At 73.1% G+C, this 21,677-nt stretch carries 14 protein-coding genes, 1 other RNA gene and 1 pseudogene; 9 read left to right on the plus strand and 7 right to left on the minus strand.

What is annotated here, in order from left to right:
- Positions 1–42: 42 nt before the first annotated feature.
- The 5 genes and pseudogenes from PV796_RS24065 to PV796_RS24085 all read right to left on the minus strand — a co-directional run bounded on the left by PV796_RS24065 (position 43) and on the right by PV796_RS24085 (position 9,506).
- Complete coding sequence (locus PV796_RS24065) at positions 43–1,029, minus strand: class I SAM-dependent methyltransferase (protein ID WP_274915440.1); 987 nt, start codon at positions 1,027–1,029, stop codon at positions 43–45.
- Between the two features lie 258 nt (positions 1,030–1,287).
- Entirely contained in the window at positions 1,288–2,214 is a 927-nt protein-coding gene (locus PV796_RS24070) for a carbohydrate ABC transporter permease (protein ID WP_274915441.1), read from the minus strand.
- Positions 2,211–3,524, minus strand: coding sequence for a carbohydrate ABC transporter permease (locus PV796_RS24075; protein WP_274915442.1), 1,314 nt, complete (start codon positions 3,522–3,524; stop codon positions 2,211–2,213). Before PV796_RS24075 ends, PV796_RS24070 begins: the two co-directional genes overlap by 4 nt.
- A gap of 13 nt (positions 3,525–3,537) precedes the next feature.
- Positions 3,538–4,835: pseudogene (locus PV796_RS24080) on the minus strand (ABC transporter substrate-binding protein).
- 855 nt (positions 4,836–5,690) lie between these two features.
- Entirely contained in the window at positions 5,691–9,506 is a 3,816-nt protein-coding gene (locus PV796_RS24085) for an FtsK/SpoIIIE domain-containing protein (RefSeq protein WP_274919210.1), read from the minus strand.
- Positions 9,507–10,043: 537 nt separating this feature from the next.
- Between PV796_RS24085 and PV796_RS24090 the strand changes: the two genes are divergently transcribed.
- From PV796_RS24090 to PV796_RS24105, 4 genes are all read left to right on the plus strand, one after another.
- Complete coding sequence (locus tag PV796_RS24090) at positions 10,044–11,642, plus strand: serine/threonine-protein kinase (protein ID WP_274915444.1); 1,599 nt, start codon at positions 10,044–10,046, stop codon at positions 11,640–11,642.
- A 179-nt stretch (positions 11,643–11,821) separates the two neighbouring features.
- Positions 11,822–13,165, plus strand: coding sequence for a serine/threonine-protein kinase (locus PV796_RS24095; protein WP_274915445.1), 1,344 nt, complete (start codon positions 11,822–11,824; stop codon positions 13,163–13,165).
- 137 nt (positions 13,166–13,302) lie between these two features.
- Entirely contained in the window at positions 13,303–14,418 is a 1,116-nt protein-coding gene (gene prfB / locus PV796_RS24100) for a peptide chain release factor 2 (RefSeq protein ID WP_274915446.1), read from the plus strand.
- A 332-nt stretch (positions 14,419–14,750) separates the two neighbouring features.
- On the plus strand, positions 14,751–15,668 hold the full coding sequence (locus PV796_RS24105) for an LPXTG cell wall anchor domain-containing protein (protein WP_274915447.1): 918 nt from the start codon (positions 14,751–14,753) through the stop codon (positions 15,666–15,668).
- Positions 15,669–15,802: 134 nt separating this feature from the next.
- On the opposite strand, the gene PV796_RS24110 is transcribed toward PV796_RS24105, so the two are convergent.
- Positions 15,803–15,994: a hypothetical protein gene (locus PV796_RS24110; protein ID WP_274915448.1), complete on the minus strand. Its 192-nt coding sequence runs from the start codon at positions 15,992–15,994 to the stop codon at positions 15,803–15,805.
- A 296-nt stretch (positions 15,995–16,290) separates the two neighbouring features.
- Between PV796_RS24110 and ftsE the strand changes: the two genes are divergently transcribed.
- The 5 genes from ftsE (at position 16,291) to ssrA (ending at position 20,181) form a co-directional block, all read left to right on the plus strand.
- Entirely contained in the window at positions 16,291–16,980 is a 690-nt protein-coding gene (gene ftsE / locus PV796_RS24115; protein WP_100604605.1) for a cell division ATP-binding protein FtsE, read from the plus strand.
- Between the two features lie 9 nt (positions 16,981–16,989).
- On the plus strand, positions 16,990–17,901 hold the full coding sequence (gene ftsX, locus PV796_RS24120) for a permease-like cell division protein FtsX (protein WP_274915449.1): 912 nt from the start codon (positions 16,990–16,992) through the stop codon (positions 17,899–17,901).
- A gap of 67 nt (positions 17,902–17,968) precedes the next feature.
- Entirely contained in the window at positions 17,969–19,168 is a 1,200-nt protein-coding gene (locus PV796_RS24125) for a S41 family peptidase (protein ID WP_274915450.1), read from the plus strand.
- 18 nt (positions 19,169–19,186) lie between these two features.
- Positions 19,187–19,687, plus strand: coding sequence for an SsrA-binding protein SmpB (smpB, locus tag PV796_RS24130; RefSeq protein WP_274915451.1), 501 nt, complete (start codon positions 19,187–19,189; stop codon positions 19,685–19,687).
- Positions 19,688–19,812: 125 nt separating this feature from the next.
- Positions 19,813–20,181, plus strand: a transfer-messenger RNA (tmRNA) gene (gene ssrA / locus PV796_RS24135).
- Between the two features lie 108 nt (positions 20,182–20,289).
- Here the strand turns inward: ssrA and PV796_RS24140 are convergent.
- Positions 20,290–21,564 (minus strand): MFS transporter, encoded by a 1,275-nt coding sequence (locus tag PV796_RS24140; RefSeq protein ID WP_446750625.1) that lies wholly within the window; start codon positions 21,562–21,564, stop codon positions 20,290–20,292.
- Positions 21,565–21,677 lie beyond the last annotated feature (113 nt).

Consider the following 21,677-nt stretch of genomic DNA (forward strand, 5'->3'; position numbering starts at 1 on the left):
ACGGGCCGGCGCGCCCCCAAGGCCCGCCGCCCCGCGCGCGCCTCAGCCGCGCGCCGCCCGCGACCGCTGACGGGCCCGCGCCAGTGCCCGGGTCACGATCGGCGGCAGCACGTCCACCGCGACCCGGCGCAGCACCCCGCCCGACGCGGCGGAAACCACCGGACGCCCGGCCGGACGCGCCGCGGCCGACCGGGCCGCCCCCGCCGACTCCTGGTCCACCGGCGCCGCCGCCGGCTTCCGCTCGGCCTCCGACTTCCGGTGCCGCGACACCGGATGCGCCGGCTCCTTCGCCCCCTTGGCGCTCAGCCGCACCAGCGGCGCACCGTTGACCTGCTGCACCTCGTGCCAGACGTCACCGCGGCCGGCCAGCCACCCCAACAGCGCGCTGCGGTACGGCTCCGGATCGCCCCACGTGCCGTAGAACTTGGTGCCGGTGAGACAGATCGGCCGCAGCCCGTGGCCCGTCACCGCCTGCCAGGTCGCCGCGGCCACCCCCGGGCAGTGCTCGGCCCGGTAGTCGTCCATCACCACCACACCCCGGTCGTGCAGCAGCTCCCGCACCGCCAGGATGTCGCCGTGCACGTGCTCGTACAGATGCGAGGCGTCGATGTGCGCGAACCGCACGCTGTCCGCCTCGACGTGCTCGCTCACCAGCGAGCTCAACCCCTGCACGATGACCGGCAACTCCTCATGGAACGAAAGGTAGTTGGCCTCGAACGCCCGCCGGGTCAGCGTCGCGTACGACTTCGCCATCTCCTTGGAGTTGGAGGCGTCCTCGGCCGGCGAGTCGAACAGGTCGCAGACCGTGAACCGCTCGTCCGGGCGCAGCCGGGCCCCCAGGAAGATCGCGCTCTTGCCCATGTACGCACCCAGTTCGAGCAGGTCGCCCGGCACCTCCCGGTCCTGCTGCTGGCGCAGGAACCAGTCGAACAGGAGCTGATCGGCGGTGAAGAACCACCCCTTGACCTCGGACAGCCGGCTGGGGCGCGGCAGTTGGTCGGCACTCTGGTCTGCGGTAACGGCAGTCATCTGCGGTCCGTCTCCAGACGGTCGGGAATCGATGGCGAGGCACGGCACGCGGGCGCGGTGCGGACGTGGGGCCGCGGGCCGTCCCCCGGCGCCGCCGCGCCGTGGTGCGGCGGGCTCCAGGAGGACCCCCGCCGCACCATGCGTTTCACGAAGCGGCCGCCATCGTCCGCCAGGAACGTGAACGGAAGGTGAGCGGCGCCTCCCACAACGGTCATGGCTCGGCCCAGGAACCCGCACCACCCGCCCCGTACGCCGCGGTCACTTCACCGCGCCCGCCATCACCCCCGACACGAACTGCCGCTGGAAGGCGAAGAAGACGATCAGCGGCACCACCATCGACAGGAACGCCCCCGGCGCCAGCACGTCGATGTTGTTGCCGAACTGCCGCACCTCCTGCTGCAACGCCACCGTGATCGGCGGATGCCCGCTGTCCGCGAAGATCAACGCGATCAGCATGTCGTTCCACACCCACAGGAACTGGAAGATCCCCAACGACGCGATCGCCGGACCGCCGAGCGGCAGCACCACCCGCGTGAACAACCGCAGTTCACCCGCCCCGTCCAGCCGCGCCGCCTCCAACAGCTCCCGCGGGATCTCCGCGAAGAAGTTCCGCAGCAGGAACACCGCGAACGGCAGCCCGAACGCCGTGTGGAACAGCACCACCCCGGCCGTCGTCTCGAACAACCCCACCGCACCGAACAGCTTCGCCACCGGAATCAGTGCCACCTGCACCGGCACCACCAACAACCCCACCACCACCATGAACCAGCCGTCCCGCCCCGGGAACTCCAGCCACGCGAAGGCATAGCCCGCCAACGAACCGATCACCACCACCAACACCGTCGCCGGCACGGTGATCGCCGCCGTGGTCACCAGCGACCCCATCACCTTCCCGTTCGACAGCAGCGCCGCGTAGTTGTCGAACGTCAACTGCGCGGGCCGGGCGAACACCCGCCACCAGCCCGACTCCGCGATCTCCGCCGGACTGCGCAACGACGAGATCAGCAACCCCACCGATGGCATCAGCCAGAACAGCCCCACCAGCACCAGAAACACCCGCACCGCACCGCCCCCGGCGCGCGCCGCCCACCGCGCCACCCATGACGGACCCCCGCGCGCCCGCCGACCAACCTCGTGACCGGCCGGCGCCGCGGCCCCCTCCACGGCCGGGATCGACGAGGTCATCGGCGGCGCTCCTTCCGCATCCGGCGCAGATTCACGTACATCACCGGAGCCACCAGCACCAGGAGGAACACCGCGATCGCGCTGCCCAACCCCTCGTCCACATCCGTCCCGAACGACGACTGGAACAACTGCAACGCCAGCACATTGGCCGACCGCAGGCTGGAGCCCGGCGCGATCACATAGACCAGATCGAAGATCTTCAGCACATTGATCATCAGCGTCACCAGCACCACCACCAACACCGGCGCCAACAACGGCACCATGATCCGGCGGAACACCTGCCACTCACCGGCCCCGTCCACCCGCGCCGCCTCCAACAACTCCCGAGGCACCCCCGCCAGCCCCGCCGCGATCAACACCATCGCAAAACCGGCCCACATCCACACATAACTCCCGATGATGGCCGGTGTGACCAGCGCCGGCCCCAGCCAGTCCACCCCGTTGTACGCCGCCGCGAAGTTGGCCGCCGGCAACCGCAGTTGAGCCCCCGCCGCCTCCGCCGGCAACACATACGTCCCCTCCGCCCCCGTCACCGCCGACGCCACCACCCGGCCGCCCCGCACCGCCTGCACCGTCAGCCCCGCCAACGCCCGCTCACCCGGATCGATGACGTTCGGCCGCCCCCCACCCCCACGGGTGAAATCCAGCCACGCCGTACCGGTGACCTTCCCCGGCCGCGGACGCGCGAGCACCGCCTGCCGCGCCCCCCGCACATCCGACGGCTGCACCGCCACCAACGGCAGATTCACCGACGTTCCCGCCCGCGCCACCGACCGCGTGCTGAACGCCCCACCGCCCGACGGCCGCAGATCCGCACCCGGCCGCGGCTTCGCCCCCGGAAACGGCGCCGGCTTGGCGAACGTGTCGTGCACCGCCACCCACACCGCATTGGCCACCCCCCGCTGCGGATCCTGGTCGTACACCAACCGGAAGATGATCCCCGCCGCCAGCATCGAGATCGCCATCGGCATGAACACCACCAGCTTGAACGCCGTGCCCCACCGCACCCGCTCGGTCAGCACCGCGAAGACCAACCCCAGCGCCGTGGACACCGCCGGCGCCACCACCACCCAGACCACCGTGTTCCCGAGCGCCGTCCGGATGGCCTCGTCCGAGAACATCGCCCCGTAATTCCCCAGCCCCACAAAGCCGTTGCCCGACGCGTCGAACAGGCTCCGATACACCGAGAACCCGATGGGATACACCACCAGCGCCCCCAGCACCACCAACGCCGGCAACAGGAACACCGCCGCCACCCCCACCCGCGGCTTGGCCACCCGCCGCGGCCCCACCCCAACCCCTGCCCTCATCCCGCTCACCCGCTCAGTGCCCGAACGCCTTCGCCGCGTCCCGCTCCAAGTGCTGCTGCGTGCCCGCGACGTCCCCCGGGTCCTTCAGGAAGTCCTGGAGGTCCTTCCACTCGCCCTGCCCCGGCTTGCCGCCGAACGACGCCGGCGCCTGGTCGGACATGTCGAACCGGAAGTCATCGCCCGCCGCGATCAACGCCCCCGCGATCTTCCGCATCACGTCATCCGCGTACGCCGCCCGGTCCAACCCCCGGTTCGCCGAGACGAATCCGCCCGCCTGCGCCCAGATCTTGGCCGCGTCCGTCGACGCCAGGAACGTCAGCAGAGCCTGCGCCGCCCTGGTGCCCTTCAGCGCCACCGCCACGTCCCCGCCGGTCACCACCGGCGCCTTGGCGCCCACCGCCGGGAACGGGAACACCTTCGCGTCCGTCCCGACCTTCGCCTTCGTCTGCGCGATGTCCGCCGCCGCGTAGTCGGCCGACGACACCATCGCCGCCTTCGGGGTGTCCCCGCCGCTGAACGTCTGCGTCACCGACGTCGGGAAGTCCGTCTGCAACGCCCCCGCGTTGCCGCCCGCCAACAGCTCCTTGTGGCCGAAGAGTTGCCTCAACGTGGTCAGCGCCCGCGTCACGGACGGATCGGTCCACTTGAGGGCGTGCTTCGCCAACAGGTCGTACTTCTCCGGGCCCGCCTGCGACAGATACACGTTCTCGAACCAGTCGGTCAGCGTCCACCCGTCCGACCCGCCCACCGAGACCGGCTCCACCCCCGACTCGGACACCGTCCGCGCCACCTTCAAGAACTCCGGCCAGGTCTTCGGCTCCGACACCCCGGCGTTCTCGAAGACCTTCGCGTTGTACCAGACCAACGACTTGTTGCTGGCCTTGAAGTACACCCCGTACTCGGTGCCCTTGTGGGCCCCCAGATCCCGCCACCCCTTGCCGAAGTTCCTCGCCAACTCCGCCTTGGCGTCCGCCCCGAGAGGCTTGAGCCACCCCTTCTCGGCGAACTCGTTCAACACCCCGACCTGCTGCAACAGCGCCACGTCCGGCGGCCCACCACCCGCGATCTTGGACCCGACGAACCCGGCCATGTCATCACCGCTCGGCACGAAGTCCACCTTCGCCCCGGTCCGCTTCTCGAACTCCGCCAACACCTTCGCGAAGTTGTCCCGCTCCACCCCCGTCCACACCGCCGCCACCTGCACCCGCTGCCCACCCCACTTCGGCAACGCAACGCTGGGCGCAGTCCCCCCACCATCCCCCTCACCTTTCCCCCACCTCCACCACCACCCCCACTTCCACACCCACCCAACCCACCGCCATCGCCACGCCCACCACAACCGCCCCAACGACGGCCCTGCGCCGCCGCCCAACCACCCGATACGCAGGCCCGGTTCGAGGCTCCGCACCGGCCCGCCCCGCGCTGCGGCCCGTGCGACCCATGCGGCGCGAGCAGGAGGCCCACCCTGCCTGCCCCACCGGCGTCCGCCCCGCCGCCTGACCTCTCCGCCCGATCCGCCCGACTCGTCTACGCATCCCCGTCGCCTCCCCGTAGCCAGGTAGCTAGTAGCCCTCGCCCCCGCCGGGACGCCCCGTCGCCCGCCTCAGCGCGGGCGCCGCGGCGCCGTGCCGTGTACTCCGTGCGTGCTGTGCTGCGTGCTGTGCTGCCCACCGCTGGCGCGGTGCGGTGCGTGTCGCGCTTCGCTACCGCTCGCGTGGTGCAGTGATCACCGATCGCGGCGCTGTGCTGTGCCGCGCTGTGTCGTGCCGTACCTGATGCCGCGCTGCTCGTGCTTCCCATGACGCCCGCACTGCCGTGACGCCCGCGCTGCGCCCCTCGACGCGCCACCGATCGCGCTGCGGTGCCGATCGCGCTGCGGCGCCGCTCGTGACGCGCCGCCGATCGCGACGCGGTGGTGCCGTAGTCCTACGCCCCCACCACCGGCTCCGCAATACCGCCGCCCGCGCCAACTCCCCTTTTGTGATAGCCCCGTTACGGGCCGCCCCGCCAACCCCGCCAGCCACTACGCCCGGCAACGGATACTCGGGCACTCAAGCGCCCCACGCCCCCCACACGGCCAGCGCGACGGCACACATCGGTCCACCTGGTTGCCCATCCGCCCGGTCCGGCCGGATGGGCAACCAGGCGCGGTGGGCTACCGGGCGGTCACATCAACGACTGCCCCGGCGTCGCTCCCGAGGACTGCGCCGCCCGCTGGAGCGCGCTGGCCAGCAGGGCGAGGTCCGTCGGGCCGTTGCCCAACTCCCGCAGCGGGCGCCGGGCCGGCGGGTCACCCATCCGGGACCACTCCAGGGGCACGACGGTCGGCCGCAGCGTCGACGTGCGTGGTATCCGGCCGGTGACCCGGCCGGCCTGGAACGGGACGGACGTGCCGTCCGCCGTACGGTGCAGCCGCCCGCGGCCGGGCGGTACCGGCTCGGAGCCGGAGCCGGGCGCGTCCTCGCCCGGGTCGTCGACGGCGCCCAACTGGACGCGCAGGGTGGCCCGTTCGGCGGTCGCGGTGCCTTCCGTGCGGTCCGGGTGCCCCGTCGCGGCTATCAGGTGCACGCCCAGGGCCGCGCCGTCCCGGGCCACCGCCTCCAGGGCGCGCACCACGGAACCGGCGGCCGGGCGGCCCGTACTGCCCAGCGCCGGTGAGACCAGCGCGTCGAAGTCGTCGACCAGGACGAAGAGCCGGGGCATCGGCGCCGCGGCCCGGGCGGCTGCCTCGGCTGCCGTTGGGGCGTCCGATGCGGCCGGGGGTGCGGACGCGGCCGCGGGTGCGGGTGCGGCCGTGCCGGGTCCGGCGGAGGGGGCTGGGCTGATCTGCGGCGCCTGGTACGGCTGTTGGGTGGCCTGGTGGTCGGGGCGGTGGTTGGGGTGGTCTGGTTGGTGGTCGCGGGAGCGATGGGGGTCCTGCGCGGGGGTGTCCGGGCGGGTGCGGAGGCGGAGGGTGCCCGTGCGGGTGGGGTCCGCGGGGTCCGCCTGGGCGCCGCTGCCTCCTTCCTTGTTCCGGCAACGATTACGGAGAGTGATTTGTTCCTGGGATTCGTTACCCGTTGTGAAAGTGGCGGGTGGGGTTGAGGTGACGGAGGGGGTCGCGGGCGGGGGCGTTGAGGCGCTCGCCGTGGCGGTGGGGAAGGGCGAGGGAGTGGGCGCGGAACTGCCCTCGGTGGAGCGGCGGGGGGCGATGATGCGCGGGGCCGGGAGGTGCTTGGTGCGCCACTCGGAGAAGGGGGTGCCGGCCAGTATTTCGGCGCGCCGCTTCAGTTCGGAGGAGAGCGCCTGGGCGAACTCCCGCATCCGCACCGGGTCCGAGGCGGCCAAATGCGTGGTGACGTGCGGCAGTTCGGTGCAGGCGCGCAGGCCCTCGCCGCGCTCGGAGCCGGTGCCGTCCACCAGCACCACCGACAGCCGGTCCGGGCGGTCCGCGGCGGCCAGCGACGCGGCGAGCGACCGCAGCAGCTCCGTCTTGCCGGTGGCCGGCGCGCCCTCGACGAGCAGATGGGCGCCGTCGGCGGCGAGGTCGGCGACCACGGGGCCGTGCGGCCCGGCGCCGAGCACCGCGGCGGCGCCGGGCCGGTCGGTGTCCTGCGCGGCCGCCCAACGGGCCATCAGGGAAGCGGGGGTGGCCCGGGCGAGCCCCAACTCGTCCAGCAGCCGCGCCGATTCCGGCAGCGGTATGGCGGCGCGCGGCGCGGTCGGCCCGCCCGGTCGGCCGCTCGCCTCGGCCTCCCGTAGGGGCGCCAGCGCCCGCGCGAACCGCTCGGCCCAGGCGGCGGAGACCGCGTCCACGGTCGCGACCGTGCCGTTCGGTCCGGAGCCCGGCTGGATCACCCGTAGGGCGGTGGCGACGTCGCCGCTGAGCACCGCCACCGCCCCGCACTCGCCGAACGCCGGCGACGCGGCCCGCGCCGCCTCGTACGTCGCCGCCAGGGGGAAGGCGGGGGAGGCGGCCGGGGTCTCGGCCAGGCAGAGGACGTGGACGCCGGCCGCCGGGCCGCCCGCCGCCAGCCGCGCGGTGGTCTCGCGCAGCGCCGACGAGCCGGGGTCGCCGTCCACGATCAGCAGGGTGTGCGGCCCCTGGTGGCGGGCGGCGACCGCGGCCACCTCGGCGCGCTCGGCACTGGGCCAGCCGGGCCCCAATGGGCCGTCGTCCAGCCGCCGCACCAGTTCGGCCGTGCGGGCCGCGGCCTGCTCCTTGTCGTAGGCGAGCAGCAGTCGGCAGTCCTGGCCGCGGGCCGGGCGGACGTGCGGCAGCCAGCCCAGCCAGGACCAGTCGGCCACCCGCTCCTCGACGGGGCGCGCCCGGTCGGTGCTGATCAGCACGATCTCCAACGCGCCGGGGGAGTGCAGCGCGGCCACCTGCGCGGCCGCGGACCGGGCCAGCCCGACCAGCCGCTCGCGCGGCCCCGCCAGCCCGAGGGCGCCGGCCCGACGCAGCTCGACGGCGACCGGCGCGGCGGTGCGACCGCCGTCCCGCTCGGCCGTCCCCAGGCGGATGGTGAACGCGTCCGGGTGGTCCGGGCCGCGCTCCCAGAGCCGGGGACCCGGGCCTAGCGCGGTGAGTAGGATCCCGGCGGCGTCCGGCCAGCGGTCGTGTGCGGCGGGGGCGGAGGGCGCGCTGGGGGGCTCGGCGGCCGGGCGGTCCTGGTCGTCCGCGGGGGCCGTCCCGGCGGCGTCGCGGTACGCGGTCTGAGGCGCCGGCTCCTGCTGCGGCTCCTCCGCCGCGGGGCGGCCGCCGGCCAGGCGGCGCGCCCAGGCGCCGAGGCCGCCGCGCCGGCCGGACTTACGGGTGCCCGCAGGGTCCGGCGGGACCAGGGATTGCTGTCCGCCGTGGGTCTGTCCACCGGCGGGCGCGGTGTCGAAGCCCGCTCCGGTGTCGGTGCGGTAACTGGCCGCGGCCTCCTGCCCGTTGGCCGTCCCGGGGGGTGTGGGCGCGGTCGGGTGTCCCGTCCCGTAGGCCATGCCGGGGGCGTCGGTGGCGTCCGGCCCGTAGGCGGTGGGGGCGGGGCCCTGGCGGGGCGTGGCCGGGGCGGCGGGTGGGAACAGGCCGTCCACGGTCTGCCCGGGGGCGTGGGGGTCGGTCCCCTCCGGGGCGTCCGTCGTGCCGCGGTGGTCACCGGGCGCCGGGGCCGGAAAGCCGCGCAGCGGGGTCTCCTGGCGCCGGGAGCCGCCCGCGAAGCGGCCGTCCGGGTCGAGCGCCTGGGGCGCGGCGGTGGTCGGTCCGCTGCCGTCGTCCAGGGCCCGGCCGGCGTCGGCGTACAGCACGCCCGCCGCGGTCTCCCCGGTGGCCGCCGCCCCGGGGGCGATGCCTCCGGGGACGACCCGGAGGTGGCCCTCGCCGTCGGGGGTGGCGGTCAGGGTCACCTCCGGGGTGCGCGGCGGGGCCTGGAGGCGCAGCGCGGACTCGCCGACGCGCAGCAGGACGCCGGGCGGCAACGGGACGGCCAGGTCGCCGAGTTCGGTGCCGTCGACGGCGGTGCCGTTGGTGGAGCGCAGGTCGGCGACGTACACGGCGCCGTCGGGCTCGACCGTCACGGCGCAGTGCAGGCGGGAGACGTCGGGGTCGTCCAGGGGGACGTCGGCGTCGGCGGAGCGGCCGACGCGGACCTGGCCGCCGTGCAGCAGGTGCACGCCGCCGGCGTCGGGGCCGGAGACCACGCGCAGTTGGGCGGAGCCGTGCGGCAGGCCGTGGGCCGGGGCGGGGCCGGGGCCCTGGAGGGAGAGCACCGCGCCGTCGATCAGGGGTGGCTCGCCGAGCGCCGCGCGCTGGGGGTCGAGCCGCTCGGTGCCGGCGTAGAGCACGACGGGGGCGCTGCCGCCGGTGGTGCCGACGTCCGCGCCGGAGCCCGCCACGGCCGCCGCGAGCGAGCCGGCCACCGTCGCCAGGGCGGTGCCGGCGGGGGCCGTCACGAGGACGTCGCAGGCCCGCGTGGTGTGGCCGCTGCGCGGCCCGAGGACGGTCAGCCGGATCTGCATCGCCGTCAACGGTCCCTTCTGCCGGGAATGATCGGCAGGGGCTCCGCTCGTCCCCCACCGCACCCCGGGCACGTCGGCACGGACATGTCCCATGCACGTCGCGACAGTGACCGCGCGCCCCTACCGCGTGCGTGCTGGGATGCATCCTCGCACCTGCCACTGACAACACGCCCGCCGACCGCCCTTTAATGATCTTGATTGGTCGGCGCTCGGCGGAAAACCGCCTGGTTACGGGCAGCGAACCGGCCGATTTCGATCATCAAGCGTCGTCGAAGCGATCAGCGACGGACGCCACCCGGACCGCTGACGCGAGGCGCCGGCGCCTTGACGCGACCGCCGGACGCCCCCGTACTGACCGGCCCGGAGGCGTCCGGAATCCGGGCAACCAATGGCCCGTAACCGGCGTCTTTCCGAAGAGCCCCGACCCGTCTGCCGAACCGAAATGTTTGTGCGACGGCACTACAGTGGGGCGGACGGGCCGCGAGCTGACCCAGCGGGCCAGAGCCAAGCATCCACCACGACCAGGGAGCGCATGACGTGCGGCCGGTAGGCAGCAAGTACCTGCTTGAGGAGCCGCTGGGACGCGGCGCCACGGGCACCGTCTGGCGTGCCCGCCAGAGGGAGACGGCCGGCGCCGAGGCCGCCGTCCCGGGGGAGCCCGGCGAAACGGTTGCGATCAAGGTCCTCAAGGAGGAGCTGGCGTCCGACGCGGACGTGGTGATGCGCTTCCTACGGGAGCGCTCGGTCCTGCTGCGGCTCACCCACCCCAACATCGTCCGGACCCGCGACCTGGTCGTCGAGGGCGACCTGCTGGCGCTCGTCATGGACCTGGTCGACGGCCCCGACCTGCACCGCTACCTCCGCGACAACGGCCCGTTCAGCCCGGTGGCGGCCGCCCTGCTCACCGCGCAGGTCGCCGACGCGCTGGCCGCCAGCCACGCCGACGGCGTCGTCCACCGCGACCTCAAGCCGGCCAACGTCCTGCTCGCCGGCTCGGACGGCAGCGGCGAGATGCACCCGATGTTGACCGACTTCGGCATCGCGAGGTTGGCGGACTCCCCGGGGCTGACCCGCACGCACGAGTTCGTCGGCACCCCCGCCTACGTGGCGCCGGAGTCCGCCGAGGGCCGCCCGCAGACCTCCGCGGTGGACATCTACGGCGCCGGCATCCTGCTCTACGAGCTGCTGACCGGCCGCCCGCCGTTCGGCGGCGCGACCGCCCTGGAGGTGCTGCACAAGCACCTGGGCGAGGAGCCGCAGCGCCCCGCCTCGGTTCCCGGGCCGATGTGGACGATCGTCGAGCGCTGTCTGCGCAAGCGCCCCGAGGAGCGGCCCAGCGCCGAGAACCTCGCCCGCGGGCTGCGCACCGTCGCGGCCGGCATCGGCGCCAACGCCACCCCCGAGCAGGCCCGGGCGGCGCTGGGCGTCGCCGCGCTGCTCGTCCCGGACCCGGACCCGGCCACCGTTCCCGGCACCGGCGAGGGCCAGGGGACGGGCGACGCGGCGCCCACCCAGGTGCTGCCGACCAACGCGGCCTCCTACGACCCCGGTGCGGCGACCAGCGTGCTGCCGTCCACCGGGGGCCCCGCGCCCACCCGGGCCATGCCGCCGGTGCCCCCGATGCCGGCGGGCATGCCCATGGCCGGCCCCCAGGAGCCCCAGGGGCCGCACCCCTGGGAGTCCCAACTGCGCGCCGCCCGGGACCGCAACGACCAGACCCAGGTGCAGTACCTGGACCCGCAGGACGACCCGTTGCGCCGTCGCCCGCAGCGCCGCCCGGCGCCCGCCCCGGCCCCGTACGCCGGCCAGCAGGGCGGCTACCCGCAGCAGCGCCCGCCGGCCCCGCAGCGCCGCCAGGAGCCGCCGCCGCAGCGCTATGAGCCGGCCCCGCCGCCCGCCCGGGAGCCCCGGCCCCCGCGCGAGCCGCGCCGGCGCAGCGCCAACCCGATGCGGATCCCCGGCCTGGGCTGCCTGAAGGGCTGTCTGTTCACGGTGCTGCTGCTGTTCGTGGCGGGCTGGCTGGTCTGGGAGTTCACCCCGCTCCAGCAGTGGATCGGCACCGGCCGGAGCTTCTTCGAGCAGGTCGGGCACGTCTTCAGCCAGATCCAGCACTTCGTACAGAAGCTCGGCGGCTGACGGTCCGTACGGGCGAGCGTCGACGGCTTGATGGATTTGTCGACATCGGGCCGGTGAATTCCCGTACAGAAGTGACGGTTGCCGCTATTGGGGGCACTGAACCCTCTGGCGCCCGCGTAGCTTTGACGCCAACCTCAGCCCCCGCAGCACGCTCGGGGGCCCGACACGTCGGAGCAGTCTTGGCACGGAAGATCGGCAGCCGGTACACCGCTCACCAGATCCTGGGGCGCGGCAGTGCCGGCACGGTATGGCTGGGCGAGGGGCCCGAAGGGGCCGTGGCCATCAAGCTGTTGCGCGAGGACCTCGCCTCCGACCAGGAGCTCGTCGGCCGCTTCGTGCAGGAGCGGGCGGCGCTGCTCAGCCTCGCGCACCCGCGCGTCGTCGGGGTCCGCGACCTCGTCGTCGACGGCGCCGACCTCGCGCTCGTCATGGACCTGATCCGCGGGACCGACCTGCGCACCCGTCTGGAGCGCGAGCGGCGGCTGGCCCCGGAGGCCGCCGTCGCCATCGCCGCCGACGTCGCCGACGGCCTGGTCGCCGCGCACGCCGCCCGGATCGTGCACCGCGACGTCAAGCCGGAGAACGTCCTTTTGGACATGCAGGGGCCACTCGGCCCCGGTGGCGCGCACCCCGCGTTGCTCACCGACTTCGGCATCGCGCGCCTGGTCGACACACCCCGCCGCACCCTCTCCCAGGCCCAGGCCGGGGGGACGTCCGGCGCGCTGCGCTCGACCAAGGTCATCGGCACCCCCGACTACCTCGCCCCGGAGATCATCGAGGGGCTGCCGCCGCGCGCCTCGGTGGACGTCTACGCGCTGGCGACCGTCCTGTACGAGATGCTCGCCGGCTTCACGCCCTTCGGGGGCGGCCACCCGGGCGCGGTGCTGCGCCGGCACGTCACCGAGAGCGTCGCCCCGCTGCCCGGCATCCCGGACGAGCTGTGGCAGTTGCTCATCCAGTGTCTGGCCAAGGCGCCCGCCTCCCGGTTGCGCGCCCCTGAACTGGCCGCCCGGTTGCGGGAGATCCTGCCGGACCTGGCCGGCATCCCGCCGCTGGACATCGACGAGCCCGGTGACGAGCAGGCGGCCGACGACCCGGAGGGCGCGCCCGCCGGCGCCCACCAGGAGGCGCGCTATCCGGCGACGGCCCCCGAGGGCCCGCCGCGCGGCGCGGTCCCCCTCGTCCAGGGCGCCACACCGGACTCCAACCGGGAGACGCACACCAGCATGCGGGTCCCCGAGCCGGACGAGCTGGCCGGCGGTGCGCACGGCACCGCCCGTACGCCGCGGGCCGCGGGGGAGCGCCGGGCGGGTTCGGCCCGGCACCGCTCCACCCCGGAGGCGGTGCGCCTGCGCCGGATCAAGCTGGGCGTGGCGGCCGCCCTGGTCCTGGTCGCGGCCGCGGTCGCCGGCCTGTTGGCCTCGGGGGGCGACGACGCACCGCGCGACCTCTCCCCCGGCGTGCACCTGCCGCACCAGGACCCGCCGCAGCAGCTACCGCAGGACCCGCGACAGGCCCCGTGACCTGCGGCGGACGCCGTGACGGGGGCTTCGGTCGGGCCGCGCGGAGCGGCTGCGCGGCCCGCTCCCGGCCGGCCCGGGGCGCCGGGGTCGACAACGCTCCGGGACAGATTGTCGGTAGCAGCCGTTAGGCTGGGTGCGTGGCAGTCGTCGATGTATCCGAAGAGCTGAAGTCCCTCTCCTCGACCATGGAGTCGATCGAGGCCGTCCTGGACCTCGACAAGATGAGGGCCGATGTCGCCGTGCTTGAGGAGCAGGCCGCGGCGCCGTCCCTGTGGGACGACCCGGCGAACGCGCAGAAGATCACCAGCCAGCTCTCCTACCTCCAGGGTCAGCTCCGCCGTGCCGAGGAGCTGCGCGGCCGCGTCGACGACCTTGAGGTGCTCTTCGAGCTCGCCGAGGCCGAGGGCGACGAGGAGACCCGTGCCGAGGCCGAGCGCGAGCTCGTCGACGTCCGCAAGGCGGTGGACGAGCTGGAGGTCCGCACCCTGCTGTCCGGCGAGTACGACGCCCGTGAGGCCCTGGTGAGCATCCGCGCCGAGGCCGGCGGGGTGGACGCCGCCGACTTCGCCGAGAAGCTCCAGCGGATGTACCTGCGCTGGGCCGAGCGCCACGGCCACAAGACCGAGCTGTACGAGACCTCCTACGCCGAAGAGGCCGGCATCAAGTCGACCACCTTCGCCGTCCAGGTGCCGTACGCCTACGGCACGCTCTCCGTCGAGCAGGGCACCCACCGCCTGGTGCGCATCTCGCCGTTCGACAACCAGGGCCGCCGCCAGACGTCGTTCGCGGGCGTCGAGGTGCTGCCGGTCGTCGAGCAGACCGACCACATCGAGATCGACGAGAGCGATCTGCGGGTGGACGTCTACCGCTCCTCCGGTCCCGGCGGACAGGGCGTCAACACCACCGACTCCGCGGTCCGGTTGACCCACCTCCCCACCGGCATCGTGGTCTCCTGCCAGAACGAGCGCTCGCAGATCCAGAACAAGGCCACCGCCATGAACGTCCTCCAGGCGAAGCTGCTGGAGCGGCGCCGCCAGGAGGAGCAGGCCAAGATGAACGCCCTCAAGGGCGACGGCGGCAACTCCTGGGGCAACCAGATGCGTTCGTACGTCCTGCACCCGTACCAGATGGTCAAGGACCTGCGTACGGACTTCGAGGTCGGCAACCCGCAGTCCGTGCTGGACGGCGACATCGACGGTTTCCTGGAGGCCGGCATCCGCTGGCGCAAGCAGAGCGAGCAGCAGGCCAAGTAAGCCGAAAGCGGACAAAGTTCCGCGTGCCGCACGAGACAACTGCCTCCCCTGGGGAGGCAGTTGTCGTTTGTGGTGGCGGTTAGGTCACAGTCGTACGTCCATGTATCGCCCAACTCATGGCAATTCAGGCATCAAGCCTTTATTCGGCCTTGACGATGTTCCGAGAACTGGGAAGGCTGAGCGCGGCATGCGTGTGTCATGGGGCGCGTGTAGGAACGGGGAGACGAAGGGCCCGCCCGCGATCGCGGGGCGTCGGTCCGCACACCCCCATCGGTCGTTGCCCCGTGCGGCGGTGCTCCAATGACGAGTTCAGCTACTGGGGGTAGCAGTACATGACGAAGAAGACGCGGCTGCGCGTGGCGCGCATTGCGGCCGGTGCGGTGATCGCGGCCGGTGCGTCGCTGACCGCGGCCGGCGCGGCGTCCGCCGCCGAGACCGGGCAGGGCCAGGCTGCGGGCACCGTCTGCAAGCCGTGGGACGTGCTCAAGCTGTTCTGCGACGACACCAGCGGCGGCACCTCCACCGGTGGTGAGTCCACGGGTGGCGACACCACGGGCGGTAAGACCTCCGGTGGCGACACGACCGGCGGTGACACCACGGGCGGCAAGACCTCCGGTGGCGACACCTCCGGCGGTGACACCACGGGCGGTAAGACCTCCGGCGGTGACACCACTGGTGGCGACACGACCGGTGGTGACACGACCGGTGGCGACACGACCGGTGGCGACACCACGGGCGGCGACACCTCCGGTGGTCAGACGACCGGTGGCGACACCACCGGCGGCGACACCACGGGCGGTCAGACGACCGGCGGTCAGACCACGGGTGGCGACACCACCGGTGGTCACACCTCCGGCGGCCAGACCTCCGGTGGTCAGACCGGTGGCAGCACCACCGGCGGCCACTCCGGCGGTAGCAGCACCGGCGGCCACTCCGGTGGCAGCAGCACCGGTGGCCACTCCGGTGGCAGCAGCACCGGCGGTGGCAGCACCACCGGCGGTGACAGCACCGGTACCGGTACCGACAACGAGGGCTCCAAGCCGATCGACCAGCCCGGCCAGGGCAAGGAGCAGGTCGTCGACACCCCGGGCCAGGCCAAGCAGCAGGCCAAGGGCGGTCAGCTCGCCGAGACCGGTTCGTCCGGCACGACCTTCCTGCTGATCGGTGCGGCGACGATGATCGCCGGCGGCGTGGGCTTCCGGGTCCTGCCGCGCCTGATGAACAAGGGCAACGGCGCGGCGGCCGCCTGACGCCGACGCGTTACGCGACGAGGGGCCCGGGACGCACGCCGTCCCGGGCCCCTCGGGCGTCAAGGTGGGGTGAGGGGCGGTTCTCGCGCACCCTGCGTGGCGGCGTCGTGACGAAGGCGGCGCCGCGGCCGCTCTCAGACGGCCTGGCGGAGCAGCACCGCGAGCGCGATCAGCGCGACCAGCAAGGCCGCCAGCACTACGGGGTTCAGTTGGCCGAAAAAGCCCGCCTGCTGCTGGAGTCGTTCCCTGCTGGCCCGGCACACAGGGCAGCGGCCCTCGCTCACAGGGGCCGCGCAGTTGGCGCACACCAATCGGTCGTACGTCATGCGACCTCCTTACTTCACTGGACCAACGCACCAGGAGGCGCGTTGGTTCCCACTACCACTGTGCCAGGTCCGCCGTGGTACGGCGCGCGCCCATGGAGCGTTCCGGCCCCGCCCGCGCGAAACGCGCCCGCCCGTCGCCCGGATTGTGCGTCTTTTGTCCCGTAGGCACAGTGAAGAAACGCACCAACCCCCGTCGGCGGCTTCGCGGCCACGTGAGGTTCGCGTAGGGTCACGCTCACCGACGGGAGCCACGACCGGCAACCCGTTCCCCTACCCAGGTCGACCGTGGTGCATCAGTGATCCGATTCGACAACGTCTCCAAGACCTACCCGAAGCAGAACCGCCCCGCCCTCAGGGACGTCTCCCTGGAGATCGAGCGCGGCGAGTTCGTCTTCCTGGTGGGCTCCTCGGGCTCCGGTAAGTCCACCTTCCTGCGGCTGCTCCTACGTGAGGAGCGCGCCAGTCACGGCGCCGTCCACGTACTGGGGAAGGACCTGGCCAAGCTCTCCAACTGGAAGGTGCCGCAGATGCGTCGCCAGGTGGGCACGGTCTTCCAGGACTTCCGGTTGCTGCCCAACAAGACGGTGGGGCAGAACGTCGCCTTCGCCCTGGAGGTCATCGGCAAACCGCGCGGACAGATCCGCAAGACGGTGCCCGAGGTCCTCGAACTCGTCGGCCTCGGCGGCAAGGAGGACCGCATGCCCGGCGAGCTGTCCGGTGGTGAGCAGCAACGCGTCGCCATCGCGCGGGCGTTCGTCAACCGCCCGCTGCTGCTCATCGCCGACGAGCCCACCGGCAACCTCGACCCGCAGACCTCCGTCGGCATCATGAAGCTGCTGGACCGGATCAACCGCACCGGCACGACGGTGGTCATGGCCACCCACGACCAGCAGATCGTCGACCAGATGCGCAAGCGGGTCATGGAACTTGAGAAGGGCCGGCTCGTACGCGACCAGTCGCGCGGCGTGTACGGCTACCAGCACTGAAAGGACGCCATGCGCGCCCAGTTCGTCCTGTCGGAGATCGGCGTCGGTCTCCGCCGCAATCTCACGATGACCTTCGCCGTCATCGTCTCCGTAGCCCTCTCGCTCGGCCTCTTCGGTGCCTCGCTGCTGATGCGCGACCAGGTCAGCACGATGAAGGGCTACTGGTACGACAAGGTCAACGTCTCCATCTTCTTCTGCAACAAGAACGACGCCGAGACGGCCGCCAACTGCGCCAAGGGCGCGGCGACCCAGCAGCAGAAGGACGACATCCTCGCCGAGCTGAACCGGCTCCCGCTGGTGCAGAACGTGCAGCACGAGACCAGTGACCAGGCGTACAAGCACTACAAGGAGCAGTTCGGCGACACCCCCGTCGCCGGTCTGGTGACGCCGGACCAACTGCCGGAGTCCTTCCGGGTCAAGCTCAAGGACCCGACCAAGTTCGACGTCATCAAGTCGGCGTTCTCCGAGCGGCCCGGCGTGGAGCAGGTGCAGGACCAACGGGACACCGTCGAGCCGCTGTTCCGCCTCCTGGACGGCATGCGGTACGCGGCGCTCGGCGTGATGGGCCTGATGCTGGTGGTGGCGCTGATGCTGATCGTCAACACCGTGCGGGTCTCCGCGTTCAGCCGCCGCCGGGAGACCGGCATCATGCGGCTGGTCGGCGCGTCCAGCTTCTACATCCAGATGCCGTTCATCATGGAGGCGGCGATCGCCGGCCTCATCGGCGCCGTGTTCGCCTGTGTGCTGCTCGTCGGCGGCAAGTACTTCATGATCAACCAGTGGTTGGCCAAGCAGATCCAGGTGGTCAACTTCATCGGCTGGGACTCCGTCCTGGCGGTGCTGCCGCTGGTCCTGCTCATCGGGCTGCTGATGCCCGCGCTCGCCGCGTTCTTCGCGTTGCGCAAGTACCTCAAGGTGTGAGCTTCGCCAAGGGCGCCGTACGGTCAACTCCCCGTACGGCGCCCTTTCGTCGCCTAGACTCGCCGCCATGTCGGGCCCGTGTCGGTACGGTCGGCCCCGCCGCATCCGCCGCGGGGCGGCCCTGACGTTGTTCCTCGCCGGCGTGCTCGCCGCGGGGGCGGCCACCGGCACCTGGGACGACGTCGGAGACACCGCGGAGCCGGCCGCCCAGGGCCGCCCCGCCGACGACGGGCCCGCCGGGTCGGCGACCGCCGAACGGGCCGCCCGGGCCGCCGAACGGGCCGTCGCGGACGGCAAGTCCGGTACCCAGGCGGCCGATGACGTGGTCAGCCGCAGCGGCGACCGCTGGTCGGCGGTCTACACCCCCGGCGAATTCGCCGATTTCCAGGCCCAGTTGGACGGCTCCTACGTCGGCGTCGGGCTGTGGGTGCGGCAGCGAGACGATGGCCGGATCACGGTGTCCCGGGTCCAGCCCGGCGGCCCCGCCGAGCGCGCCGGGATCGCCGTCGGTGACCGGCTCGACGCCGTCGACGGCCGGCCCGCCCGAGGCCGGCCGGTCACCGAGACCGTCGGCCGGCTGCGCGGCGACGGCCCGGACGGCTCCGGGGCGGCCCCCGGCACGCCCGTCCGGCTGGACCTCGACCGCGGCGCCCGCCACTGGAGCGCGATGTTGCACCGCACCCGGCTGCACACCGAGAACGTGACCGTGGACCGGCCGGCCGGCGGCGACGGCCCGACCCGTATCAAGATCACCGCGTTCGCCAAGGGCACCGGCGCCGCGGTCCGCCGCGCGCTGCGCACCGCCGACCCGCGGGACGGGTTGCTGTTAGACCTGCGCGGCAACACCGGCGGCCTGGTCAGCGAGGCCGTCGCCACCGCGTCGGACTTCCTCGACGGTGGCCTGGTCGCCACCTACGACGTGCACGGCAGCCAGCGCGCGCTGTACGCGCAGGGCGTCGGTGATCCCCGGACCCCGCTGGTGGTGCTGGTGGACGGCGGCACGATGAGCGCCGCCGAGCTGCTGTCCGGCGCCCTCCAGGACCGCGGCCGGGCCGTCGTGGTGGGCTCGCCGACGTTCGGCAAGGGCTCGGTCCAGATGCCCACCCGGCTCCCGGGCGGCTCGGTCGCGGAGCTGACCGTCGGCCACTACCGCACTCCGTCCGGCCGGGCCGTGGACGGCGCCGGCATCACCCCGGACCTGATCGCCCCGGATCACGCCGAAGAACGGGCCCGCACAGTATTGAGTGGCCTCGGCACCGGTGCGTAGTGCGAAAATGGCCGCACTATGGCTACCAAGGGCAAGGGCAAAGAGAAGAACGACGGGCGCAAGCTCGTCGCGCAGCACAAGAAGGCGCGGCACGACTACCACATTCTGGACACCTTCGAGTGCGGTCTGGTGCTGACCGGCACCGAGGTGAAGTCGCTGCGTCAGGGGCGGGCGTCCCTGGTGGACGGATTTGTCCAGATCGACGATCGGGAAGCCTGGCTGCACAACGTCCATATCCCGGAATACGCGCAGGGGACCTGGACCAACCACAGCGCGCGGCGGAAGCGGAAGCTGCTGATGCACCGGGTCGAGATCGACAAGCTGGAGGTCAAGTCCCAGGAGACGGGTCACACGATCGTGCCGTTGGCCCTGTACTTCAAGGACGGCCGGGCCAAGGTCGAGATCGCGTTGGCCAAGGGCAAGAAGGAGTACGACAAGCGGCAGACGCTGCGCGAGAAGCAGGACCGTCGCGAGACGGAGCGGGCGATCTCGGCGGTCCGGCGCCGGCAGCGGGCGTAGCTCCCGGCGGCCGGGCCCGGGCCGTGAGCGGCCGCCGGGAAATGTGCTGGCACGCGCGTGCGGTGGTCACGTACGATGGGGACACACCCCGCGAGGGTGTGGCACCACCTTTGAAAAGAAAACATGGGGATGATCGGTTTCGACAGCGGATGTCGAAGCAGGGGAAGCGAGTCGAGGAAGCGGCAATGATCTCGTAAACCACATGCCGAAACCAATAATCGCCAACACCAAGCGCGATTCCTTCGCCCTCGCTGCCTAAGTAGCGACTTGCGAAGTGTCAGCCCGGGGCTGTTCCCGACCCGGATCCTGGCATCAGCTAGGGGACTAAACCTCGATCCCGGTCACGGGGTGAAGAGGGAAATCAAACAGTGGCTGGGCCCGTCGGAGACTTGTCCGTGTGATCTCCGGGGCCGAGAAAAGCGCAGCGGACTGCACTCGGAGAAGCCCTGATTCCGCACCGTTGGACGCGGGTTCGATTCCCGCCATCTCCACGAAGACGACAGGCGACGTGTGCCCGCGAAAAGCGCGGGCGGCGTCGCCTGTCGTCGTTTGTGTGCGGCTTTCGCGGGGCGGGGCGCCGCCGTCGGGCGGGGGCTCCGTCGTCAGGTGCGGCGGGCCGGTTCGTGGGGCGCGCGGGTGCCCGTCGCCGCGGTGAGGGCGAGGGACAGGGCGGCCGCCGCGGCCGGGACGGCGTAGCCGGCGGCGGGGGACGGCAGGTGGTCCGCGGCCCAGCCGCCGGTGGCCGAGCCGGCCGCGATGCCGGTCAGCAGCGCGGTCACCGCCAGCGTCATCCCCTCGTTCAACCGGCCGGCGGGGGTGCGGGATTGGACCAGGCCCATGCCGGTGACCATGGTCGGGGCGGTGGCCGTGCCGGCGGTGAGCAGGGCCGCGGCGAGCAGCGGCGGGGCGCCCGTTGCGGCGGCCAGCAGCGGCAGTGTCAGCAGGGCGGCCATCGCGGCGGTGCAGCGCAGGAGGCGCCGGGCGGGCCGGGCCGCCGGGGGCAGCAGGCCGAACAGCAGCCCGGCCGCGCCCGATCCGGTCGCCTGGAGGGCGAGCAGCCCGCCCGCCGCCGCCCGGAAGCCGTGCGCGTCCGCGTAGGCGAGCGTGACGACCTCCAGGGAGCCGAAGACCGCGCCGGTGGCCACGAAGGTGAGCAGCAGTGGGGGCAGGCCGGGGGCGCGCAGCGGGGAGCCGGGGCGGCCGGGCGGCCGCGGGACGGCGGGGGGTTCGGTGCGGCGCTGGGCGGCGAAGAGCAGGACGCCGGTCAGGAGCAGGGCGGCGGCGACGGCGGTGCCGGCCTCCGGGGCGACGGCGGTGCACAGCAGCGTCGCGAGGAGCGGGCCGAGCAGGAAGCACAGTTCGTCGGCGGCCTGCTCGAAGGAGTTGGCGGCGTGCCGGGCGGCGGGGTCGGCGCGCAGGAGGTGGGCCCAGCGGGCGCGGGACATCCCGCCGGTGTTGGGGGTGGTCGCGGTGGCGGCGTAGGAGGCGAAGAGGGTCCAGTCCGGGGCGCCGGCGCGGACGCACAGCAGCAGCGAGAGCGAGCCGAGGACCGCAACGGCGGTGGCCGGTACGGCGATCCGGGCCTGGCCGTGGCGGTCGATGAGGCGGGCCGTCCACGGGCCGACCAGCGCGGTCGCGGCGAGTCCGGTGGCGGTGACCGCCCCGGCCAGGGCGTAGGAGCCGCGGCTGCCGGCGATCATCAGGACCGCGCTGACGCTGAGCATGCCCATCGGCAGTCGGGCCAGCAGGTTGGCCGCGGTGAAGGCGCGGGCGCCGGGGACGGCGAAGAGCCGGGCGTAGGGGGAGCGGCGGCGGGGGCGGCGTACGGGCGGGGGCGAGATCGGGCGGGCGGCGAGGAAGAGGATCACGTCGTTCACGGTCGCGGTGGGGGCGGCGGGGCGTCCAACACCTGCGCGGGCCGATTGACGCGCCTGCGGTGTGAGTGTCGGGGGCGGGCCCGTGAGGTGCGTCAACGCGGTGTGGTGGCGGG

The sequence above is a fragment of the Streptomyces sp. WZ-12 genome, assembly GCF_028898845.1.
GTDB lineage: Bacteria > Actinomycetota > Actinomycetes > Streptomycetales > Streptomycetaceae > Streptomyces.

Excerpts from the sequence above, each read along its gene's own strand:
- PV796_RS24065 (WP_274915440.1), bottom strand. The coding sequence starts at position 1,029 with ATGACTGCCGTTACCGCAGACCAGAGTGCCGACCAACTGCCGCGCCCC.
- PV796_RS24070 (WP_274915441.1), bottom strand. The coding sequence starts at position 2,214 with ATGACCTCGTCGATCCCGGCCGTGGAGGGGGCCGCGGCGCCGGCCGGT.
- PV796_RS24075 (WP_274915442.1), bottom strand. The coding sequence starts at position 3,524 with ATGAGGGCAGGGGTTGGGGTGGGGCCGCGGCGGGTGGCCAAGCCGCGG.
- PV796_RS24085 (WP_274919210.1), bottom strand. The coding sequence starts at position 9,506 with ATGCAGATCCGGCTGACCGTCCTCGGGCCGCGCAGCGGCCACACCACG.
- PV796_RS24105 (WP_274915447.1), top strand. The coding sequence starts at position 14,751 with ATGACGAAGAAGACGCGGCTGCGCGTGGCGCGCATTGCGGCCGGTGCG.
- PV796_RS24110 (WP_274915448.1), bottom strand. The coding sequence starts at position 15,994 with ATGACGTACGACCGATTGGTGTGCGCCAACTGCGCGGCCCCTGTGAGC.
- ftsX (WP_274915449.1), top strand. The coding sequence starts at position 16,990 with ATGCGCGCCCAGTTCGTCCTGTCGGAGATCGGCGTCGGTCTCCGCCGC.
- PV796_RS24125 (WP_274915450.1), top strand. The coding sequence starts at position 17,969 with ATGTCGGGCCCGTGTCGGTACGGTCGGCCCCGCCGCATCCGCCGCGGG.
- smpB (WP_274915451.1), top strand. The coding sequence starts at position 19,187 with ATGGCTACCAAGGGCAAGGGCAAAGAGAAGAACGACGGGCGCAAGCTC.